Source organism: Paenibacillus paludis (genome assembly GCF_042610515.1).
GTDB lineage: Bacteria > Bacillota > Bacilli > Paenibacillales > Paenibacillaceae > Paenibacillus_AQ.
This window is the reverse complement of record NZ_JBGJZP010000013.1, coordinates 182,658-198,228: the sequence shown is the minus strand read 5'-3', so window position 1 is coordinate 198,228 and position 15,571 is coordinate 182,658. Positions and strand designations below refer to the sequence as shown.

12 protein-coding genes and 8 tRNA genes are annotated in these 15,571 nt (G+C 48.7%); 17 read left to right on the top strand and 3 right to left on the bottom strand.

Features of this window, described 5'->3' with window-relative positions; translation table 11 throughout:
• Positions 1-143: 143 nt before the first annotated feature.
• From ACAN56_RS23285 to ACAN56_RS23210, 16 genes are all read left to right on the top strand, one after another.
• Positions 144-235, top strand: a tRNA-Ser gene (locus ACAN56_RS23285).
• 26 nt (positions 236-261) lie between these two features.
• Positions 262-338 (top strand) — tRNA-Met (locus tag ACAN56_RS23280).
• Positions 339-346: 8 nt separating this feature from the next.
• Positions 347-422 (top strand) — tRNA-Val (locus tag ACAN56_RS23275).
• A gap of 39 nt (positions 423-461) precedes the next feature.
• Positions 462-537, top strand: a tRNA-Thr gene (locus ACAN56_RS23270).
• Between the two features lie 16 nt (positions 538-553).
• Positions 554-631: transfer RNA gene (locus tag ACAN56_RS23265), tRNA-Asp, on the top strand.
• A gap of 28 nt (positions 632-659) precedes the next feature.
• Positions 660-735 (top strand) — tRNA-Phe (locus tag ACAN56_RS23260).
• A 5-nt stretch (positions 736-740) separates the two neighbouring features.
• Positions 741-826, top strand: a tRNA-Tyr gene (locus ACAN56_RS23255).
• Positions 827-833: 7 nt separating this feature from the next.
• Positions 834-906 (top strand) — tRNA-Lys (locus ACAN56_RS23250).
• 42 nt (positions 907-948) lie between these two features.
• On the top strand, positions 949-2,019 hold the full coding sequence (locus ACAN56_RS23245) for an NAD(P)/FAD-dependent oxidoreductase (protein WP_379145916.1): 1,071 nt from the start codon (positions 949-951) through the stop codon (positions 2,017-2,019).
• 109 nt (positions 2,020-2,128) lie between these two features.
• Positions 2,129-3,223 (top strand): PucR family transcriptional regulator, encoded by a 1,095-nt coding sequence (locus tag ACAN56_RS23240; RefSeq protein WP_038584592.1) that lies wholly within the window; start codon positions 2,129-2,131, stop codon positions 3,221-3,223.
• Between the two features lie 107 nt (positions 3,224-3,330).
• Positions 3,331-4,452 carry an ABC transporter ATP-binding protein gene (locus ACAN56_RS23235; RefSeq protein WP_038584594.1) on the top strand — a complete coding sequence of 374 codons (1,122 nt, stop codon included), beginning with the start codon at positions 3,331-3,333 and terminating at the stop codon, positions 4,450-4,452.
• A gap of 301 nt (positions 4,453-4,753) precedes the next feature.
• Positions 4,754-5,692 carry an HPr(Ser) kinase/phosphatase gene (gene hprK, locus ACAN56_RS23230; protein ID WP_038584597.1) on the top strand — a complete coding sequence of 313 codons (939 nt, stop codon included), beginning with the start codon at positions 4,754-4,756 and terminating at the stop codon, positions 5,690-5,692.
• 12 nt (positions 5,693-5,704) lie between these two features.
• Entirely contained in the window at positions 5,705-6,736 is a 1,032-nt protein-coding gene (gene lgt, locus ACAN56_RS23225) for a prolipoprotein diacylglyceryl transferase (protein WP_076113259.1), read from the top strand.
• A 7-nt stretch (positions 6,737-6,743) separates the two neighbouring features.
• Positions 6,744-7,397, top strand: a complete 654-nt coding sequence (gene ppaX, locus ACAN56_RS23220) for a pyrophosphatase PpaX (protein WP_379145914.1) — start codon at positions 6,744-6,746, stop codon at positions 7,395-7,397.
• Positions 7,394-7,912 (top strand): acyltransferase, encoded by a 519-nt coding sequence (locus tag ACAN56_RS23215; RefSeq protein ID WP_179091832.1) that lies wholly within the window; start codon positions 7,394-7,396, stop codon positions 7,910-7,912. The genes ppaX and ACAN56_RS23215 overlap by 4 nt, the downstream gene beginning before the upstream one ends.
• 166 nt (positions 7,913-8,078) lie before the next feature.
• Positions 8,079-9,278 carry an acyltransferase gene (locus ACAN56_RS23210; protein ID WP_379145913.1) on the top strand — a complete coding sequence of 400 codons (1,200 nt, stop codon included), beginning with the start codon at positions 8,079-8,081 and terminating at the stop codon, positions 9,276-9,278.
• 100 nt (positions 9,279-9,378) lie between these two features.
• Here the strand turns inward: ACAN56_RS23210 and ACAN56_RS23205 are convergent, their stop codons facing one another.
• The 3 genes from ACAN56_RS23205 to gntK all read right to left on the bottom strand — a co-directional run bounded on the left by ACAN56_RS23205 (position 9,379) and on the right by gntK (position 14,049).
• Positions 9,379-10,818: a stalk domain-containing protein gene (locus tag ACAN56_RS23205; RefSeq protein ID WP_038584609.1), complete on the bottom strand. Its 1,440-nt coding sequence runs from the start codon at positions 10,816-10,818 to the stop codon at positions 9,379-9,381.
• 37 nt (positions 10,819-10,855) lie between these two features.
• The gene (locus ACAN56_RS23200) at positions 10,856-12,244 is read right to left on the bottom strand and encodes an MBOAT family O-acyltransferase (RefSeq protein ID WP_038584612.1); all 1,389 of its coding nucleotides are present in this window, start codon (positions 12,242-12,244) and stop codon (positions 10,856-10,858) included.
• 275 nt (positions 12,245-12,519) lie between these two features.
• On the bottom strand, positions 12,520-14,049 hold the full coding sequence (gene gntK, locus ACAN56_RS23195) for a gluconokinase (RefSeq protein WP_379145923.1): 1,530 nt from the start codon (positions 14,047-14,049) through the stop codon (positions 12,520-12,522).
• Between the two features lie 299 nt (positions 14,050-14,348).
• Between gntK and ACAN56_RS23190 the strand changes: the two genes are divergently transcribed.
• Positions 14,349-15,566 (top strand): ATP phosphoribosyltransferase regulatory subunit, encoded by a 1,218-nt coding sequence (locus ACAN56_RS23190; protein ID WP_379145911.1) that lies wholly within the window; start codon positions 14,349-14,351, stop codon positions 15,564-15,566.
• Positions 15,567-15,571: the final 5 nt, after the last annotated feature.

Here is a 15,571-nt window from a genome sequence, read left to right as displayed (position 1 = left end):
TGGAGGTGGAAGTGCAGCAATGCATGGAGCTGACCAATACTAATCGGTCGAGGGCTTATCCAACAGTAAGACGCAGATTCGTTTCGGATTCAGTTTTCAGGAATCAAGGTTCCTGAATGAATTTACATGGCACCAACTTGTTTGGAGAGATACCCAAGTGGCTATAAGGGGACCCTCTGCTAAGGGGTTAGACTGCGTAAGCGGTGCGAGGGTTCGAATCCCTCTCTCTCCGCCATTTCAAATTCATAATATTGTTAGTGTGGCGGCGTAGCTCAGCTGGCTAGAGCGTACGGTTCATACCCGTGAGGTCGGGGGTTCGATCCCCTCTGCCGCTACCATACAACCCGGAGGCTTAGCTCAGCTGGGAGAGCATCTGCCTTACAAGCAGAGGGTCGGGGGTTCGATCCCCTCAGCCTCCACCATTTTCACAATTCAACACCTTTTCAACACTTTTACACCGTGCCGGTGTAGCTCAACTGGTAGAGCAACTGACTTGTAATCAGTAGGTTGGGGGTTCAAGTCCTCTCGCCGGCACCATTATTTTTACAAATGCGGAACCGTGGTGTAGTTGGCCTAACATGCCTGCCTGTCACGCAGGAGATCGCGGGTTCGAATCCCGTCGGTTCCGCCATTTTTTTATGTTTTATGGCTTTTTTTATGGCTCGGTAGCTCAGTCGGTAGAGCAAAGGACTGAAAATCCTTGTGTCGGGGGTTCGATTCCCTCCCGCGCCACCATATATGGAGGCTTAGCGAAGTGGCCAAACGCATCAGACTGTAAATCTGCTCACGTACGTGTTCGGTGGTTCGAATCCATCAGCCTCCACCAGTTTTATGAGCCATTAGCTCAGTTGGTAGAGCACCTGACTTTTAATCAGGGTGTCGAAGGTTCGAGTCCTTCATGGCTCATCCCAAATCAGAAAGTCATCACCTTCGGGTGGTGGCTTTTTTGTGTTATCGTCATGCCGCATGAAAATGAAATTGCTGACAGCGAGTTTAAAATTTCTGTCTCCGTTTAATTATAAGTTTATAACACTGAGCAGAAATGAGGGGATTCCTGTTATATATGATGCAATTATTGTTGGAGGCGGTTTTGCCGGCCTGCAGGCAGCGATTCAATTGGGACGTTACTCTACCCACCATGTGCTTGTGATAGACGCGGGAGGGGGAAGATCTAACATTTGCCGCAATTATCATAATATATTGGGCTGGCCAGAGGGAATATCCGGTGAAGAGCTTAGGGCAAGGGGCAGGAGGCAGGCTGAAGTTGCCGGTGTGGAGTTTGCTACGGATAGGATTACTAAGGCAGAGAAGCAGAATGGTTTGTTTCAGCTGAACGGTTCCAAGAATCAGTGCTATAGTTCCAAGACATTGCTGCTTGCAACAGGTGTAATGGACGGCTTTCCTAAGCTGCCGGGGCTTGCAGCTACACTAGGGAAGACGGTATATGTATGCCCGGATTGTGATGGCTACGAAATTCAGGACCGGCAGACCCTATTGCTGGGCTCAGGTGACGTAGGGGCAAATATGGCTTTTATTTTGCGTGAGCGTACGGGTGATTTGACTTATATCAATCATGAGTGCCAGCCGGTATCGGCAGAAAACCGCCAACGTCTTGAAGAGCAAGGGATCTTATATGTAGAGGAAGAAGTTGCTCGAATCGATGAGGAGAATGATGGAATCATTAAAGCGGTAATCCTGGAGAGCGGAATTACTTTGCTTGCGGAGCGTGGGTTCATCGCCTTTGGGAACAATGCGGTACATTCGGAACTTGCGGCAGAGCTTGGGGTGAAGCTTCATAAGAACAGGTATATCGAAGCGGATAACCGTTCATTAATGACCAATGTGGAGCATTTATGGGTGGCTGGTGATGTCGCTGTTCATGCAGAGCAAGCTACAGTTGCAATGGGCGAGGGAGCGATAGCCGGTATTTGGATGCATAAAGAGTTAAAGAAGATATCCCCGGTAAGCTTGCCGCCGTCTAAGCAAAATCATAGTGAAATGGTAAAACAAAATAAATGATTCCTCAAATTGTCGATTGTGTCTTAGTAATCGGAGGGACCAGGCCGCATAATGTTGGGAATTATGTTAAAATAGGCGAAAAGAGCAAAAGTGGTGGAGTATGGTGACGATGGATAGTGAGGCATTGCGTCAAAAATTGGAGCAGCTCACCGGAAAGAGAACCGGAATCAAACAACTCGGGAGGCAGCATTCAGCTTCTCTTTTTGGTATAGGCAAAGAAGAGTTGGATCAGCCGGTCACTCATGAAGGTCATCTCTGGGTACCATTGTATGAGAACGAGGGAAGAATAACTGCGATTTGGGTAGAGATGGATGGCCTTTCAGCTCTGGAATTGCAATTGGTCAATTATGCGGCACGGAATTTTGCTGTCGCGCTCAAGGCCACAGGGTTAAAGGAAGAAGGAGAAGTAGAGGCCCGGCAGCTGAGCAACTGGCTGAATTCGCAGCTCGAGCAAGAGAAGAATGATGCAGAGATTCCTGACGAAATCACTCTGAAGGGACGTTTGTTCGGCGAGATGATTCCTTTTCTGCTGGTGAGTGAGAATGTCCACAATCCGCAGATCTCTTACCGTTCGCTTATGAAGCTGCTGCGCAATTATTTTGAGAACGAAATATTGCTGATCCCCCTGCAGGAGAAGGAATGGTTAATTTTAGCCCGCAAGGAATTGCTGACCGGCGGGGATGATAAGGACGATGAGGAAGAGAGTGTAGATGAGCTTCTGTCACAGACCTGTATGGGGCTGCATGAGCTGATTGCCAGTGAGTGGGTAGGTGTATTCCATCTGGCGGTTGCACCGGCGATCATCCCGGTAAAAGGTTTGACAGGCTCGGTTGCGCTGCTGCGGGAAACGATCGTTTTGGGACGGATTTTTCAGGTTGGCGACTATATTCATCTCCCGTGGGAGCTGCATATGGAGCGGCTGGTGAACAGTATCCCTGATGAGCGGCGCAGGCAGCTGCTAGGACAGATCGGTGACTATACTTCGGTGCTGGCGGATAAGGAAATGCTGCTGACGCTGGAAACTTTCTTCGAGATGGACTGCAATGTCAGTGAGACCGCGAAAAAATTGTACATCCACCGCAACACGCTCCTATACCGGTTGGACAAGATCAAACAGGAGACCGGAGCCGATGTACGGAGCTTTGGCGACGCAGCAATTGTAAAGTTAACCATGTTATTGTATAAAGTGACGAAAAGAAAATAGGATTTTTGTGAACGTTGCAAATAGCCAGCGAGGCACGTCTGGGGTAAGATAAATGTACAAGAAAGCGATTTATTTATAATCTACTAATAACTCGAGGGGGAAATACAATGGCAGGCGTACGTTTAGAGCATATTTTCAAAAAATACCCGGGTTCCGATAAAGCAACAGTAATCGACATCAATCTTGATATTAAAGATAAGGAATTCCTCGTACTGGTTGGACCTTCCGGTTGTGGTAAATCCACTACCCTGCGTATGATCGCTGGTCTGGAAGAAATCTCCGAAGGTAAAATGTACATTGGCGACCGTGTAGTCAATGACGTTGCTCCTAAAGACCGCGATATCGCGATGGTATTCCAATCCTACGCCCTGTACCCGCATATGAGCGTGTACCAAAACATGGCTTTCGGTTTGAAACTGCGTAAAGTGAAGAAAGAAGAAATCGACAAGAAAGTTCGCGAAGCTGCGAAAATTCTCGATATCGAGCACTTGCTTGAGCGTAAACCTAAAGCACTGTCCGGTGGTCAACGCCAACGTGTCGCTCTAGGCCGCGCTATCGTCCGTGATCCGCAAGTCTTCTTGATGGATGAGCCACTTTCCAACTTGGATGCTAAACTTCGTGGTCAAATGCGTGCTGAAATCACTAAACTGGTTAAACGCCTTGAAACTACTTGTATCTACGTAACGCATGACCAGACAGAAGCTATGACGATGGGTGACCGTATCGTAGTTATGTATGATGGTATCATTCAACAGGCAGCTTCTCCTGAAGAACTGTACAATGAGCCTACCAACCTGTTCGTAGCCGGATTTATTGGTTCCCCAACTATGAACTTTATCAATGGTACTCTGTCCGATGTTGGCGGCGCTGTTCGCTTCCGCGCTGAGAACCTTGACGTTGAAGTTCCAGGAGGCAAAGCTACAATCCTGCGCAGCAAAGGCTACATCGGCAAAGAAGTAATCATGGGCGTTCGTCCAGAAGATATCCATGAAGAACCAGTATTCCTGGAAGCTTCCCCGAACACAATCTTCACTTCGCTGGTAGATGTTACGGAAAACCTTGGTCATGAAATGCTCCTTTACTTGAGTGGTCTGGGCAGCAACACTGTAATTGCCCGTGTAGATGGACGTTCCACTACCCGTGAAGGCAGCAAGCCTAAATTGGCAATTGACATGAACAAAATCCACATCTTTGATAAAGAATCCGAACTTAACGTATTGTTGGGCTAAGATAGAAATATCTTCCCTTTTAAAGAAAGCCGCCTGAAAGGGCGGCTTTTTTTGTCTTCTTGGAGCCTTCCGCTAATGAGCTCATAAGCTATAGGAATAGATGGGCAGAATATAAGCAGGTTTTGGTTCAACTCCTTATATATCAATGGATCTAAGGGCAAGGTAGCAGGTATTAAGATTGCATTAAAGGGGATTATCAATTAAGATAGCAGGAGAATTACCTACGGATGGAATGGAAAGAGTTGTTAACCAAATGTAGGAAAGCGGACATAACCGTTAGGTGACGAAAGGACGGACATACATGGCTAAGAAGGTAAAAGTATCGGAATTGGTACAGCATTTTCAATTAGAGGTTGTTTCCGGGCATGAAGGTCTGAAGAGACCGATTACAGTGGATGACTTGAATCGGCCCGGGCTGGAAATAGCAGGTTATTTCGAATATTATCCGGAAGAACGGGTACAGCTGCTGGGCAAGACAGAGCTGGCCTTCTTTTCTATGCTTTCGGAGGAAGAGCGCAAGAGCCGGATTCGCGGGATCTGTAAGGATAATACACCCTGTATTGTCATTACAAGAGCATTGGATGTGCCGCAGGAGCTGATTGACATAAGCAATGAAAAAGGGCTTCCGGTATTGCGCAGCTCGATGGCTACAACGATTTTTTCCAGTAGACTGACCAGCTTCCTTGAAGGCAGACTTGCACCTACAGCAACCATTCATGGCGTTCTCTGCGATGTATACGGTGTAGGCATGCTGATTACAGGCAGCAGCGGCATTGGTAAAAGTGAAACGGCACTTGAGCTCGTTAAACGCGGACATCGCTTGATCGCGGACGATGCCGTGGAAATCCGCCAGACCTCCGACAACCAGCTGCATGGTACGGCACCGGAGCTGATCCGCCATTTGCTCGAAATCCGCGGCGTCGGAATTATAAATGTAATGACACTCTTTGGTGCAGGCGCAATCCGCAATCATAAGCGTATTACGCTGGTGGTTCGGCTGGAAGCCTGGCAGCAGGACAAGCAATATGACCGGCTTGGTCTGGATGAAGAAACAACACGGATTATCGATACGGACGTTCCCCTCGTAACGATTCCGGTACGGCCAGGACGAAATCTTGCCGTTATTATTGAGGTTGCGGCCATGAACTACCGCTTGAAGCAAATGGGCTTTAACGCGGCTCTGCAGTTTACCAATAAACTTACAGCTACCATATCTGAAGACATGGATGATCTGGACTAGGAGTGTGAGAGCATGTTTTTTTCATTAGCGATTAATCCCATTGTATTCTCCATCGGTTCACTACCCGTTCACTGGTATGGTTTGATCCTGGGATTCGGCGCACTTGCCGGATTATTCCTCGCGATTCAGGAAGGCAAACGGTTTAATATTTCCCAGGAATTCTTTATGGATATGCTGCTGCTTGGAGTGCCGTCGGCGATCATTGGCGCACGGATATATTTTGTAGCTTTTAAATGGGAGGACTATAAGGATAACTTTATAGATGTCTTCAAAATATGGAACGGCGGAATTGCCATCTATGGAGCCTTGATCGGAGCCATTATTTGCGCCATTATCTATTTCCGCTATAAAGGGTACCCATTCTGGCGTGTTGTGGATATTTGCGCGCCTGGACTACTGGCCGGACAAATGATTGGCCGATGGGGAAACTTTATCAATCAGGAGGCTTATGGTGGGGTTGTAGAGGAGTCGTTCCTGCGTGATAAGCTGCATTTGCCTGACTTTATCGTCAATCAAATGTACATAGAAAATGCGTTCCATCATCCAACCTTCCTGTACGAATCTCTGTGGAGCTTACTGGGTATTCTACTGCTTATGGTGCTGCGCCGCCAGAGGTTTGTCCGTGCGGGTGAAATCTTCTTATCCTACTTCATCTGGTATTCAATCGGCCGTTTCTTCATTGAAGCCTTGCGTACCGACAGCTTGGGCTTTAACGGCAGCAGCGGTGTAGCTTCATTCGTCAACGGCCTGTGGAGCCCGATGAAATGGATGGGCTTTGAACAAGGGTACTTTGATCCTGCCTATGGAAATATCCGTATCTCGCAGCTGCTCGCTTTGCTGATTATCGTAGCTGCCGTAGTGCTTATTATTGTGCGCCGGGTAACCGGCCAATCTAAGGCTCATTATTCCGATCCTATTGTCAGCACCAAGCCGGTCGCGGCAGATTCTGTGGTCCCGGAGAATGCAGTCAACACACCGCAAAAAGCCCCGCAGGCGGCAACGCCTGACAAGGTCAAGTCTGAGGATGCGGAACCGAAGGAGTAGTAACCCGATGATAGAATGCATTCTTTTTGATCTGGACGGAACGATTGTGAATACCAATGAACTGATTATTGGCTCTTTCATGCATGCGCTGAAGGAGAACAATCTTCCGTCTCTGACCCGGGAGCAGATTATCCCCCATATGGGAACAACACTTCATCAGCAGCTGAGCGCGTTCTCCGGCCTTGAGGATACCAGCGTATTGGAGAAGTCCTACCGTTCTTACAACTACGCGCATCACGATGAGCTGATTGGTTCTTTTCCGCGTGTGAATGAAACGATGGAAGAGCTGTCGCGGCGCGGGATTAGAATGGGAATTGTAACGACGAAGATTCGTCCGACTACGCTCAAGGCACTGGAGATGTTCGATCTGCTGAAGTATATGGAAACAATAGTAACGGTTACTGATGTGACACAGCCTAAACCGCATCCGGAGCCGGTGCTGACAGCTATCCGCAACTTAGAGGTTGACCCGCAGCATACCTTAATGGTAGGCGACAGCATTGTAGATATCCAATCGGCCAAAGCGGCCGGTGTGCCTGTAGCAGCTGTAGCCTGGTCACTTAAAGGGGAAGAGACGCTGCGTAAATATGAGCCGGATTATATTATCCACGACATGACGGATTTATATGAGATAGTCCGGCAAGGGACGAAGGAATCGTGAGAAACCTAACCCGCTATCCGGTGGAGGGGCATAATTCACTCTGGTACATTTACCGTACAGTTAGCCCATGGAAGGGCGTCCGTAATTTTATTTTTATCCAAATTGCCCGGTATTGCCCCATTCTTCCGCTCAAGAACTGGATTTATCGCCGGATCCTTGGCATGAAGGTGGGTAAACATACGGCATTTGGACTGATGGCAATGGTGGATGTGTTTTTTCCGGAGAAAATTACAGTCGGCGAAAACTCCATCATCGGCTATAACACCACCATTTTGGCTCATGAGTACCTGATTAAAGAGTATCGGCTCGGTGAAGTCATTATTGGTGAAAATGTTCTAATTGGCGCTAATACAACCATTCTCCCCGGTGTAACGATCGGAGATGGCGCGGTTGTGGCGGCCGGTTCGGTTGTGCACAAGCATGTGGCGGCCGGGTCGTTTGTCGGAGGCAATCCGCTGCGGGAGCTGCGCCCGGGGGACTCGTCAGACCGGTTAGACCGTACAGAAGACCTATAGTTAGAAACAAACCGCTTACGTATTTTACTTGTCCAGGATGCATTATGATGTCTTTTGGGTATAGTTACGTAAGGCGGTTTTTTTCGTTATAGAGGAGCAGCGACAGATAAGTTACAGGCATCGTATCTCTTTGCATAGTCAATCTGAAGGAGATGAGAGATTTAAAGTGAATTCCATCAAAAAGGAAAGGCTGCCCCAGTTGGATATTTTCCGGGCTTTGGCCATACTTGGTGTACTGCATGTACATGCCACATCGTTCGCAGCAGGAGAGCAGGCACTTCAATCGCCTTATTATGTTTGGATCAACGGGGTCAATATTTTTTTTAGATTCGGGACTCCCTGTTTTATTTTTCTTAGCAGTTTTGTACTGTTCTATAATTACTACGGCCGTCCGGTTACCCGCGGGCTGATGCTTAACTTTTACCGCCGGAGACTAACGTATATCCTTTTGCCTTATCTGCTGGCCTCCATCGGATATCATCTAATGGTTCTCTACATAAACGGTCAATTGCTTGATGATCCGTTAACGAATCTATCCTCCTTTATGTACGCCCTCATTACAGGCTCTGCCTATACTCATTTGTACTTCGTATTTATCAGCATTCAGTTCTATTTGGTCTTTCCGCTGATCCTGCAACTGATGCAGAAATCAAAAAAAATGGTCACCTGGGCTATACTGATCGGTCTCATCATTCAGTGGGCTTTTGTATTCCTGAATAAATATCAGCTGCAACTTGTGGATAAGGCCAGCTATGCTCCAACGTATATGGCTTATTACATGATGGGGGCTTATCTTGCGATTCATTTTGACAAAATCAAGCCTTGGCTGGAACGCCCCTTCAAAGAGTGGTCCAACACACAAACAGGAGAGACAATTGTGCTCTGGGGGAGTTGGCTCGCTGCGGCCTTCATTCAGATTCATCTATGGTATCAAGGCCGGCATTTTGGCCATTGGGTCAACTCGCTGTGGTACGAGCTGCTCTGGAATGTTCATTCCATGCTTTCGGCGCTTGTACTGCTTCATGCCACCTTCCTGATATACCGCACAGCTTCCCGCGGGGTTAATGCCTTTATGACGAGGCTAGGAGAAATCTCCTTTGCTGTGTATCTGCTCCATCCGCTCATTCTGGTGCTATACCGCCGGTTCCGGTATAACATTCCATTGGATTCCTTGGCCTATGTGTTATTCGTACATGGAGGGCTTATAGTGGCTCTGGGGGTAAGCTGGGTGGTAGTTCAGATCTCGTTCCGCCAAATCCGGTGGTCCTGGATCGCATTCGGAAGTGTTCCCCGCTCGCTTGCACCTCAACCTAAGCGGGAGCCGGATGCAGTGCTCACTTTGGATAATAGCCACGGAAAGGCTTAGCGAGTTTTTAAACAGCAAAAAGCCATCGGCATGAAGAATGCCAATGGCTTGATGTTCCCGGTTATGAGGCACTAAGATCGAACAGTTACGGATGTATACTTTATTCCCCAAAGGTGATATCAACTTCAAGCAGCTTGTCTTTCTCCTGCCCCAAAGTGACTGAACCTCCGAACAAGGCTGGAATGGACTCCAGTGGAGCGGCCATGATCCCGATCTTGTTCTCAACGGGGGCAGCCAGCTTGACGGTTTGTCCATCGAGCAGGGCTTCGTCCGAACCTACAGTCAGTTCCGCAACGCTGTCTCCCTTGGCGAGAGTAATCAATTTCTTATCGATATCATAATCGAAGGCAATCCCCAGCATCTGCGCATAGAGCTTGAGAGGAGCCATAATGACATCTCCTGTCGTTGGCGGAAGGAAACCGAAGCTCTGCGGCTCACCGTTCAGAGAGAGATCTATGGAATAGACTGTGCCCTCCTCTGTATTGACGATTACATTCTCGGCCTGCCGCTTCAGCAGTTGGATCCCCTGTTCCAGGTTATCTGCTGTGACCAGATGGGTCCCTTTAGAGATTCCATCCACAATTATAGAATTAACAGCGCCGGAGTGATGGGACAGATCTTTGTAAAGATCAAGGTTATAGGTGATGTCGCTGTCTGTCTGGAATTCATAAATACTAACATTGGAATAAGAATTAAGCTTATCGAACATATAACGTTTCATTTCCAGCTGGTTGCCGTAGCGTTCCGGGTTGGTCTTATACCAGACCTGCTGCCGCAGAATCGAATATGGCGGATAGTAGAAATAAAACTTCGTTTCCGGATGAGCTTTGACTATGCTGACCACATTCTCATCAAAGGTTTGCTTAACAGAATCCAGCGGATCCTCATTATTTCCATACGCGACCTCCTTGTTCCGTGCTGACTGCCAGTTCTTAATAACTAAGTCGCGTCCATAGGTAACTGACTTGTCCCAGTTGTACAGTAGTTCAAGCGATGACAGCTTCAGGTTGGCTCGTCCTTCTGACTTACTCAAAGCTGTAAGCGCCGACTTAATATTAGTTTCATTGAAGACATATTTGTAATCGTTAAGCGGATTGCTATCGTACAGATATGCGGGGAATTCTTCATTCCCGGTTGCATTGTTAGTGCGGAAGGCGAAATAATCGATTCCCCATAATACTTGTCTGACCTGGCCTGTTTTGAAGGCTACTTTTGCAGTCTGATACTGCTCTCCGATGGTTGAGCCTTCAATAGACAATTTAAGAACGTCGCCCTTCAACTTCTCGCCTACATCAGAGGGGAGAAAATTCTCCGTCATGGAGCTGCCGAGAACGATGGTATCATATTTGTAGTTACGGGCAAGACCGGGATTCTGGTATCGTTCCTGCCAGGACAGTTTAGGAGTATAGAAGCTGGCCTTGCGGTAGAACTGCAAGGGATCGACAATATAACTAAAGGTACCAATCAGAACAGCGAACGCGATAACCATAGTTATAAATTGAAATATAAATTTTTTGTATTTCGTTTTTTTATGCCTCAATTCAATAAATCTCCTTTATCAGTTGAAATGGCCGGGATCAGAAGCTGAAATAGAGAAACTCGCTGATTTTGTTGAAATAGACGACAGCAATACAGAACAAAGCGGCGGCAAAAACGGCGGTTTTCCAGCCCGGCTTGAATCCTTCCAGCATCTGCATGGAGTTGCGGCATAGCACAGCCACAATCATGAAGACAGCCAGTCCCAATACAATCGTCTTGTCCAATGAAGCGATGCCGATTCCGTTAAGGCCGACCATTCCTTTCAACACCTTGATGGCATTGTCCCAACTGGTTGCCCGGAAGAAAACCCAGGTCAGATTAATAAATTGGAAAGTGATAAACCAAGCTACCCATTTCGGCAGTTTGATGTTGGCTTTTTGCCAAATCCGGTGGATAAACTGGGCAAATCCATGCATGAATCCCCAGAAGACAAAGGTCCAGCCCGCCCCGTGCCAGAGACCGCCGATGAGCATGGTCAGCATGGAGTTGATATGGGTGCGGGTAGTTCCTTTACGGCTGCCGCCCAGAGGGAAATAGATATACTCCCGCAGGAAGCGGCTTAAGGTCATATGCCAGCGGCGCCAAAAATCCTGAATGTTCAAGGATTTGTATGGTGAATTAAAGTTGATGGGCAAAATGATATTAAACAGCAGGGCAACACCAATCGCCATGTCCGAATACCCGCTGAAATCATAATAGAGCTGAAGGGTGTAGGAAAGTGAGGTTGTCCAGGCTTGAATAAAATTCAACTGGGACAACACATCAAATCCATTGCTGGCTACGGGTGCAAATGAATCGGCGATAACCACTTTCTTAAATAACCCAATGCTCAGCAGAAAAAGGCCTTTGGCCACGTTGCTGTAATCAAAACGTTTGCCCCGTAAACGGTCGAACTGCGGCATCATCTCCTTATGATGGAGAATCGGACCTGCAATCAGATGCGGATAAAAGGTTACAAACAATACATAGCTGATCACATTATATTCTTTTGCCTTACCGCGATAAGCATCGACCAGGTAAGCGATCTGTGTAAAGGTGAAAAAGCTGATTCCGAGCGGAAGCACGATCTTGAGCAATGGAACATCTGTATCGAACAGAGCGTTGACATTGCCGATAAAGAAATCGGCATATTTATAATAGATAAGCAGCAGCAGATTCATGATGATGGCGAAAGCCAAAGCTAGTTTGCGCTTTCGTTCCGTGGCATTCTGCATATGGGAGATTGTTCTGCCCATAAAATAGTTGAAGGCGATGGAACCGAGCAGCAGCGGAAGGTAGCGCACATCCCACCAGCAGTAGAAGAACAGGGAACTAAGCGCTAGCCAGAGCTTGCTGGCGTAGATCAAACGAAAGCGATTTAATAGAAAATAAACTATCACAGTAACCGGCATGAAAATAAATATAAATTCGTAAGAGTTAAACAGCACTTCTTCAAACACCTCTTCATAATTTTCGACTTCAAATAGCTGGTCTATGGCCCTAAGTTTCAATATACTAAAAAAACGTCTAGCGGGTAAGTCCTTACACGGCAAATAATAAGAAATAATCCTGAAAATTGACAAAAAACGATGTGCGGCAAATATTCCATATTTTAGTTTTTTTGTCAAGTGCCATGCAGCGAGCCGATATCAGGAAGATGTATTCAAAGATATGGGATTGCCGAATATATAACATCTTGCCGGTATCATCAGCCAGTACTCCTTTATTCGCCCGACTGTTCACGCTGAAACCCGGCGATGGCATCATATTGACTTTCCAGACTCCGGAAGACGGAAATATAGATGGGCAGCAGCTGCTTGTACACTTTGGCATGCTCCTGGATCGGCTGATGCTGATGAGTGGAGCCGATCATTCCGAATACATGATCAAGGGAGTCGATGCGCCGGATAGCATAAAGACCAAGCACAACTGCGCCAAGGCAGGAACTCTCGAAGCTCTCCGGAACGACAACCTCCTGATCGAAAATATCGGCCATCATCTGCCGCCACAGGGCAGAGCGGGCGAAGCCGCCGGTGGCGAGAATCTTGCTCGGGCGGCCAATGCGCTCCTCCATGGCCAGCAGTACGGTGTACATATTGAAAATGACACCTTCCAGCACTGAACGGATCATATGCTCCTTGTGGTGATTCATCGTCAGGCCAAAGAAGGAGCCCCTGGCATCCGGATTCCATAGCGGTGCGCGTTCTCCAGTCAGGTAGGGATGAAAGAGCAATCCGCCGCTGCCGGGAGGCACCTGTTCGGCAATGCGTGTCAGCACTTCGTAGGGATCAATGCCGAGGCGTTTGGCAGTCTCCACCTCGGAGGCGGCAAATTCATCACGTACCCAGCGGAACAGCATGCCGCCGTTATTCACCGGACCGCCGATGACCCAGTGTTTCTCTGTCAGGGCATAGCAGAAGATTCGCCCTTTGGGATCGGTAAGCGGACGGTCCACTACGGTGCGGATCGCTCCGCTGGTTCCGATCGTGGCAGCGATAACGCCAGGCTGTATGGCACCAACCCCAAGATTGGAGAGGACCCCGTCGCTGGCGCCGACAATAAATGGAGTAGAGGAGAGCAGGCCCAGTTCTGCTGCCAGCCCCGGGAGTAGTCCCCGCATAATATGGGTGGTAGGGACAGGGCTCGACAGGTGCTCCCTGGTAATGCCGGCAATGCTCAGCGCCTCTTCATCCCAGTCCAGCTTCTCCAGGTTGAACATGCCTGTAGAGGAAGCGATGGAATGGTCGATCACATATTCTCCGAACAGTTTGGCGAAGATGTATTCTTTAATGGAAATGAATTTATAAGTCTGGCGAAAAAGCTCCGGCTGCTCTTCGCCAAGCCACATCAGCTTGGTGATCGGGGACATCGGATGAATAGGGGTTCCTGTACGCAAATATAATTCATGTCCCCCAAGCTCGTTCTTAAGACGGGCAGCACAAGCAGCGCTGCGGTTATCCGCCCATGTGATGCAGGCGGTAAGGGGCTTGCCCGTATTGTCTACGGCAATGACACTATGCATGGCTGAACTGAAAGAGACAAACAGCACCGCTTCAGCGGGGACAGCACTGTCCCGCATCACCGCCGCAATGGTTTGGGTTACTGCATTCATAATTTGTTCCGGATCCTGCTCAGCCACAGATGGGGAGGGCTGGTGCAGCGGGTAACCCTGATTGGACTGTGCCGCGATTCGGCCATTTTCTTCGAAGAGGACTGCCTTAGTGCTGGTGGTTCCAATATCAACGCCGATCATATAGGATGTATTCAACGGATAGTCCTTCTTTCTATTGGAAAATAGATACTTGGAGCACTGGAAGCAGGGAATAAAGTACAATTATATAAGGTTATTATATTATCCGGTAAACGCTGAGGCAAAATTCAGGTAAACCTCAGGCTGGTGGTTAAGATATTATGTCTATGGTGTAAGGTTTTATTGACGCAAAAGGATGGATCATGATACGATGTTGCAAATGCTTTACTTTGCTACCACTTTACCATAGTAAAGTGAACGATATATAACTTGCATGATATCTGATGAGGTGACTAATGAAGATGTCCAAACCTAAGGGATTCGAGAAGCCGGCTGGTGTGCGCGACTATCTCCCGCGTGCAGTAACGAAGTTGCGCAAGATTGAGAACGACGTGCTCCACTGCATGAGCCGCTGGGGATACCAGCAGATGATTACACCCACACTTGAATATTACGATACGGTCGGCGTGGCTAGTTCCACATCAGACCAGAAGCTTTATAAATTGCTTAACAACCGTGGTCAGGCCCTGGTGCTGCGGTCCGAAATGACTGCGCCGGTTGCGCGCGTGGTTTCATCGTTACTGAAGGATGAGCCACTACCGCTCCGCCTTTCTTATCATGCCAATGTGTTCCGGGCAATCGAAGAGGAAGCCGGCCGGGAAGCGGAGTTTTTCCAGACCGGTGTGGAGCTTGTAGGCGATGATTCGCCTGAGGCGGATGCCGAGGTCGTGGCGCTGGCCATTTCGTCGCTGCAGGCAGCGGGCGTCAAGTCTTTCAAAATCGCGATGGGACATGTCGGATTCCTGGACGGACTCTTCCAAGAGGCGGTCGCCGGACTGCCGGAAGCCCAGGAGGAGCTGAAGAGCCATCTGCTGAACCGCGATTATGTCGCTTTCCGGGAAACCCTCCGGCGGCTGGACCTGACGGAGGCCCAGAAGCGGGAGCTGGACGGGCTGCTGCGGCTGCGCGGCGGCAAAGAAATCTGCGGGCAGGCACTGGAGCTCAGCAGCCATCCGCTGGCCCGGACCTCTATTGAGCATCTGTGCAAGGTGTGGGAGGTGCTGGTCTCTTACGGGGTTTCGCAGCATGTGCTGATTGATCTGACGATGATCGGAGATTTCTCTTATTATACAGGGATGACCTTTGAGGGATATGCCTCCGAGCTGGGGTTCCCGGTATGCAGCGGCGGGCGGTATGATAATCTGCTTCAGCAGTTTGGGCGCCCGATTCCTTCGACCGGGTTCTCACTCAAAACGAACCGGATTCTGGACGGAGTATCCGGCATGCTGGAAGAGGCGGAGCTGCCGGTATTGATCCAGTACGATGCGCTGCGGCGGACCGAAGGGCTGGAAGAAGCCGCGCGGCTGCGCGCACAAGGCCGGATTGTTGTAACCAAGCTGGCAGCGGGGCCGGAAGAGCTGAAGACGGTGAAGCGGCTTGACACAGAGACGGTGGAAGCCGACGGCGAGCAGTATGGTGAAATCTATACATTTGTGTCTTTTGTCAGCGAACACGGCTAAGCGGA

What these genes read in the sequence shown, in the direction of transcription:
- lgt (WP_076113259.1), top strand. Translation starts at nt 5,705, where the DNA reads ATGTTTTTTTCATTAGCGATTAATCCCATTGTATTCTCCATCGGTTCA.
- gntK (WP_379145923.1), bottom strand. Translation starts at nt 14,049, where the DNA reads ATGATCGGCGTTGATATTGGAACCACCAGCACTAAGGCAGTCCTCTTC.
- ACAN56_RS23235 (WP_038584594.1), top strand. Translation starts at nt 3,331, where the DNA reads ATGGCAGGCGTACGTTTAGAGCATATTTTCAAAAAATACCCGGGTTCC.
- hprK (WP_038584597.1), top strand. Translation starts at nt 4,754, where the DNA reads ATGGCTAAGAAGGTAAAAGTATCGGAATTGGTACAGCATTTTCAATTA.
- ACAN56_RS23190 (WP_379145911.1), top strand. Translation starts at nt 14,349, where the DNA reads ATGTCCAAACCTAAGGGATTCGAGAAGCCGGCTGGTGTGCGCGACTAT.
- ACAN56_RS23240 (WP_038584592.1), top strand. Translation starts at nt 2,129, where the DNA reads ATGGATAGTGAGGCATTGCGTCAAAAATTGGAGCAGCTCACCGGAAAG.
- ppaX (WP_379145914.1), top strand. Translation starts at nt 6,744, where the DNA reads ATGATAGAATGCATTCTTTTTGATCTGGACGGAACGATTGTGAATACC.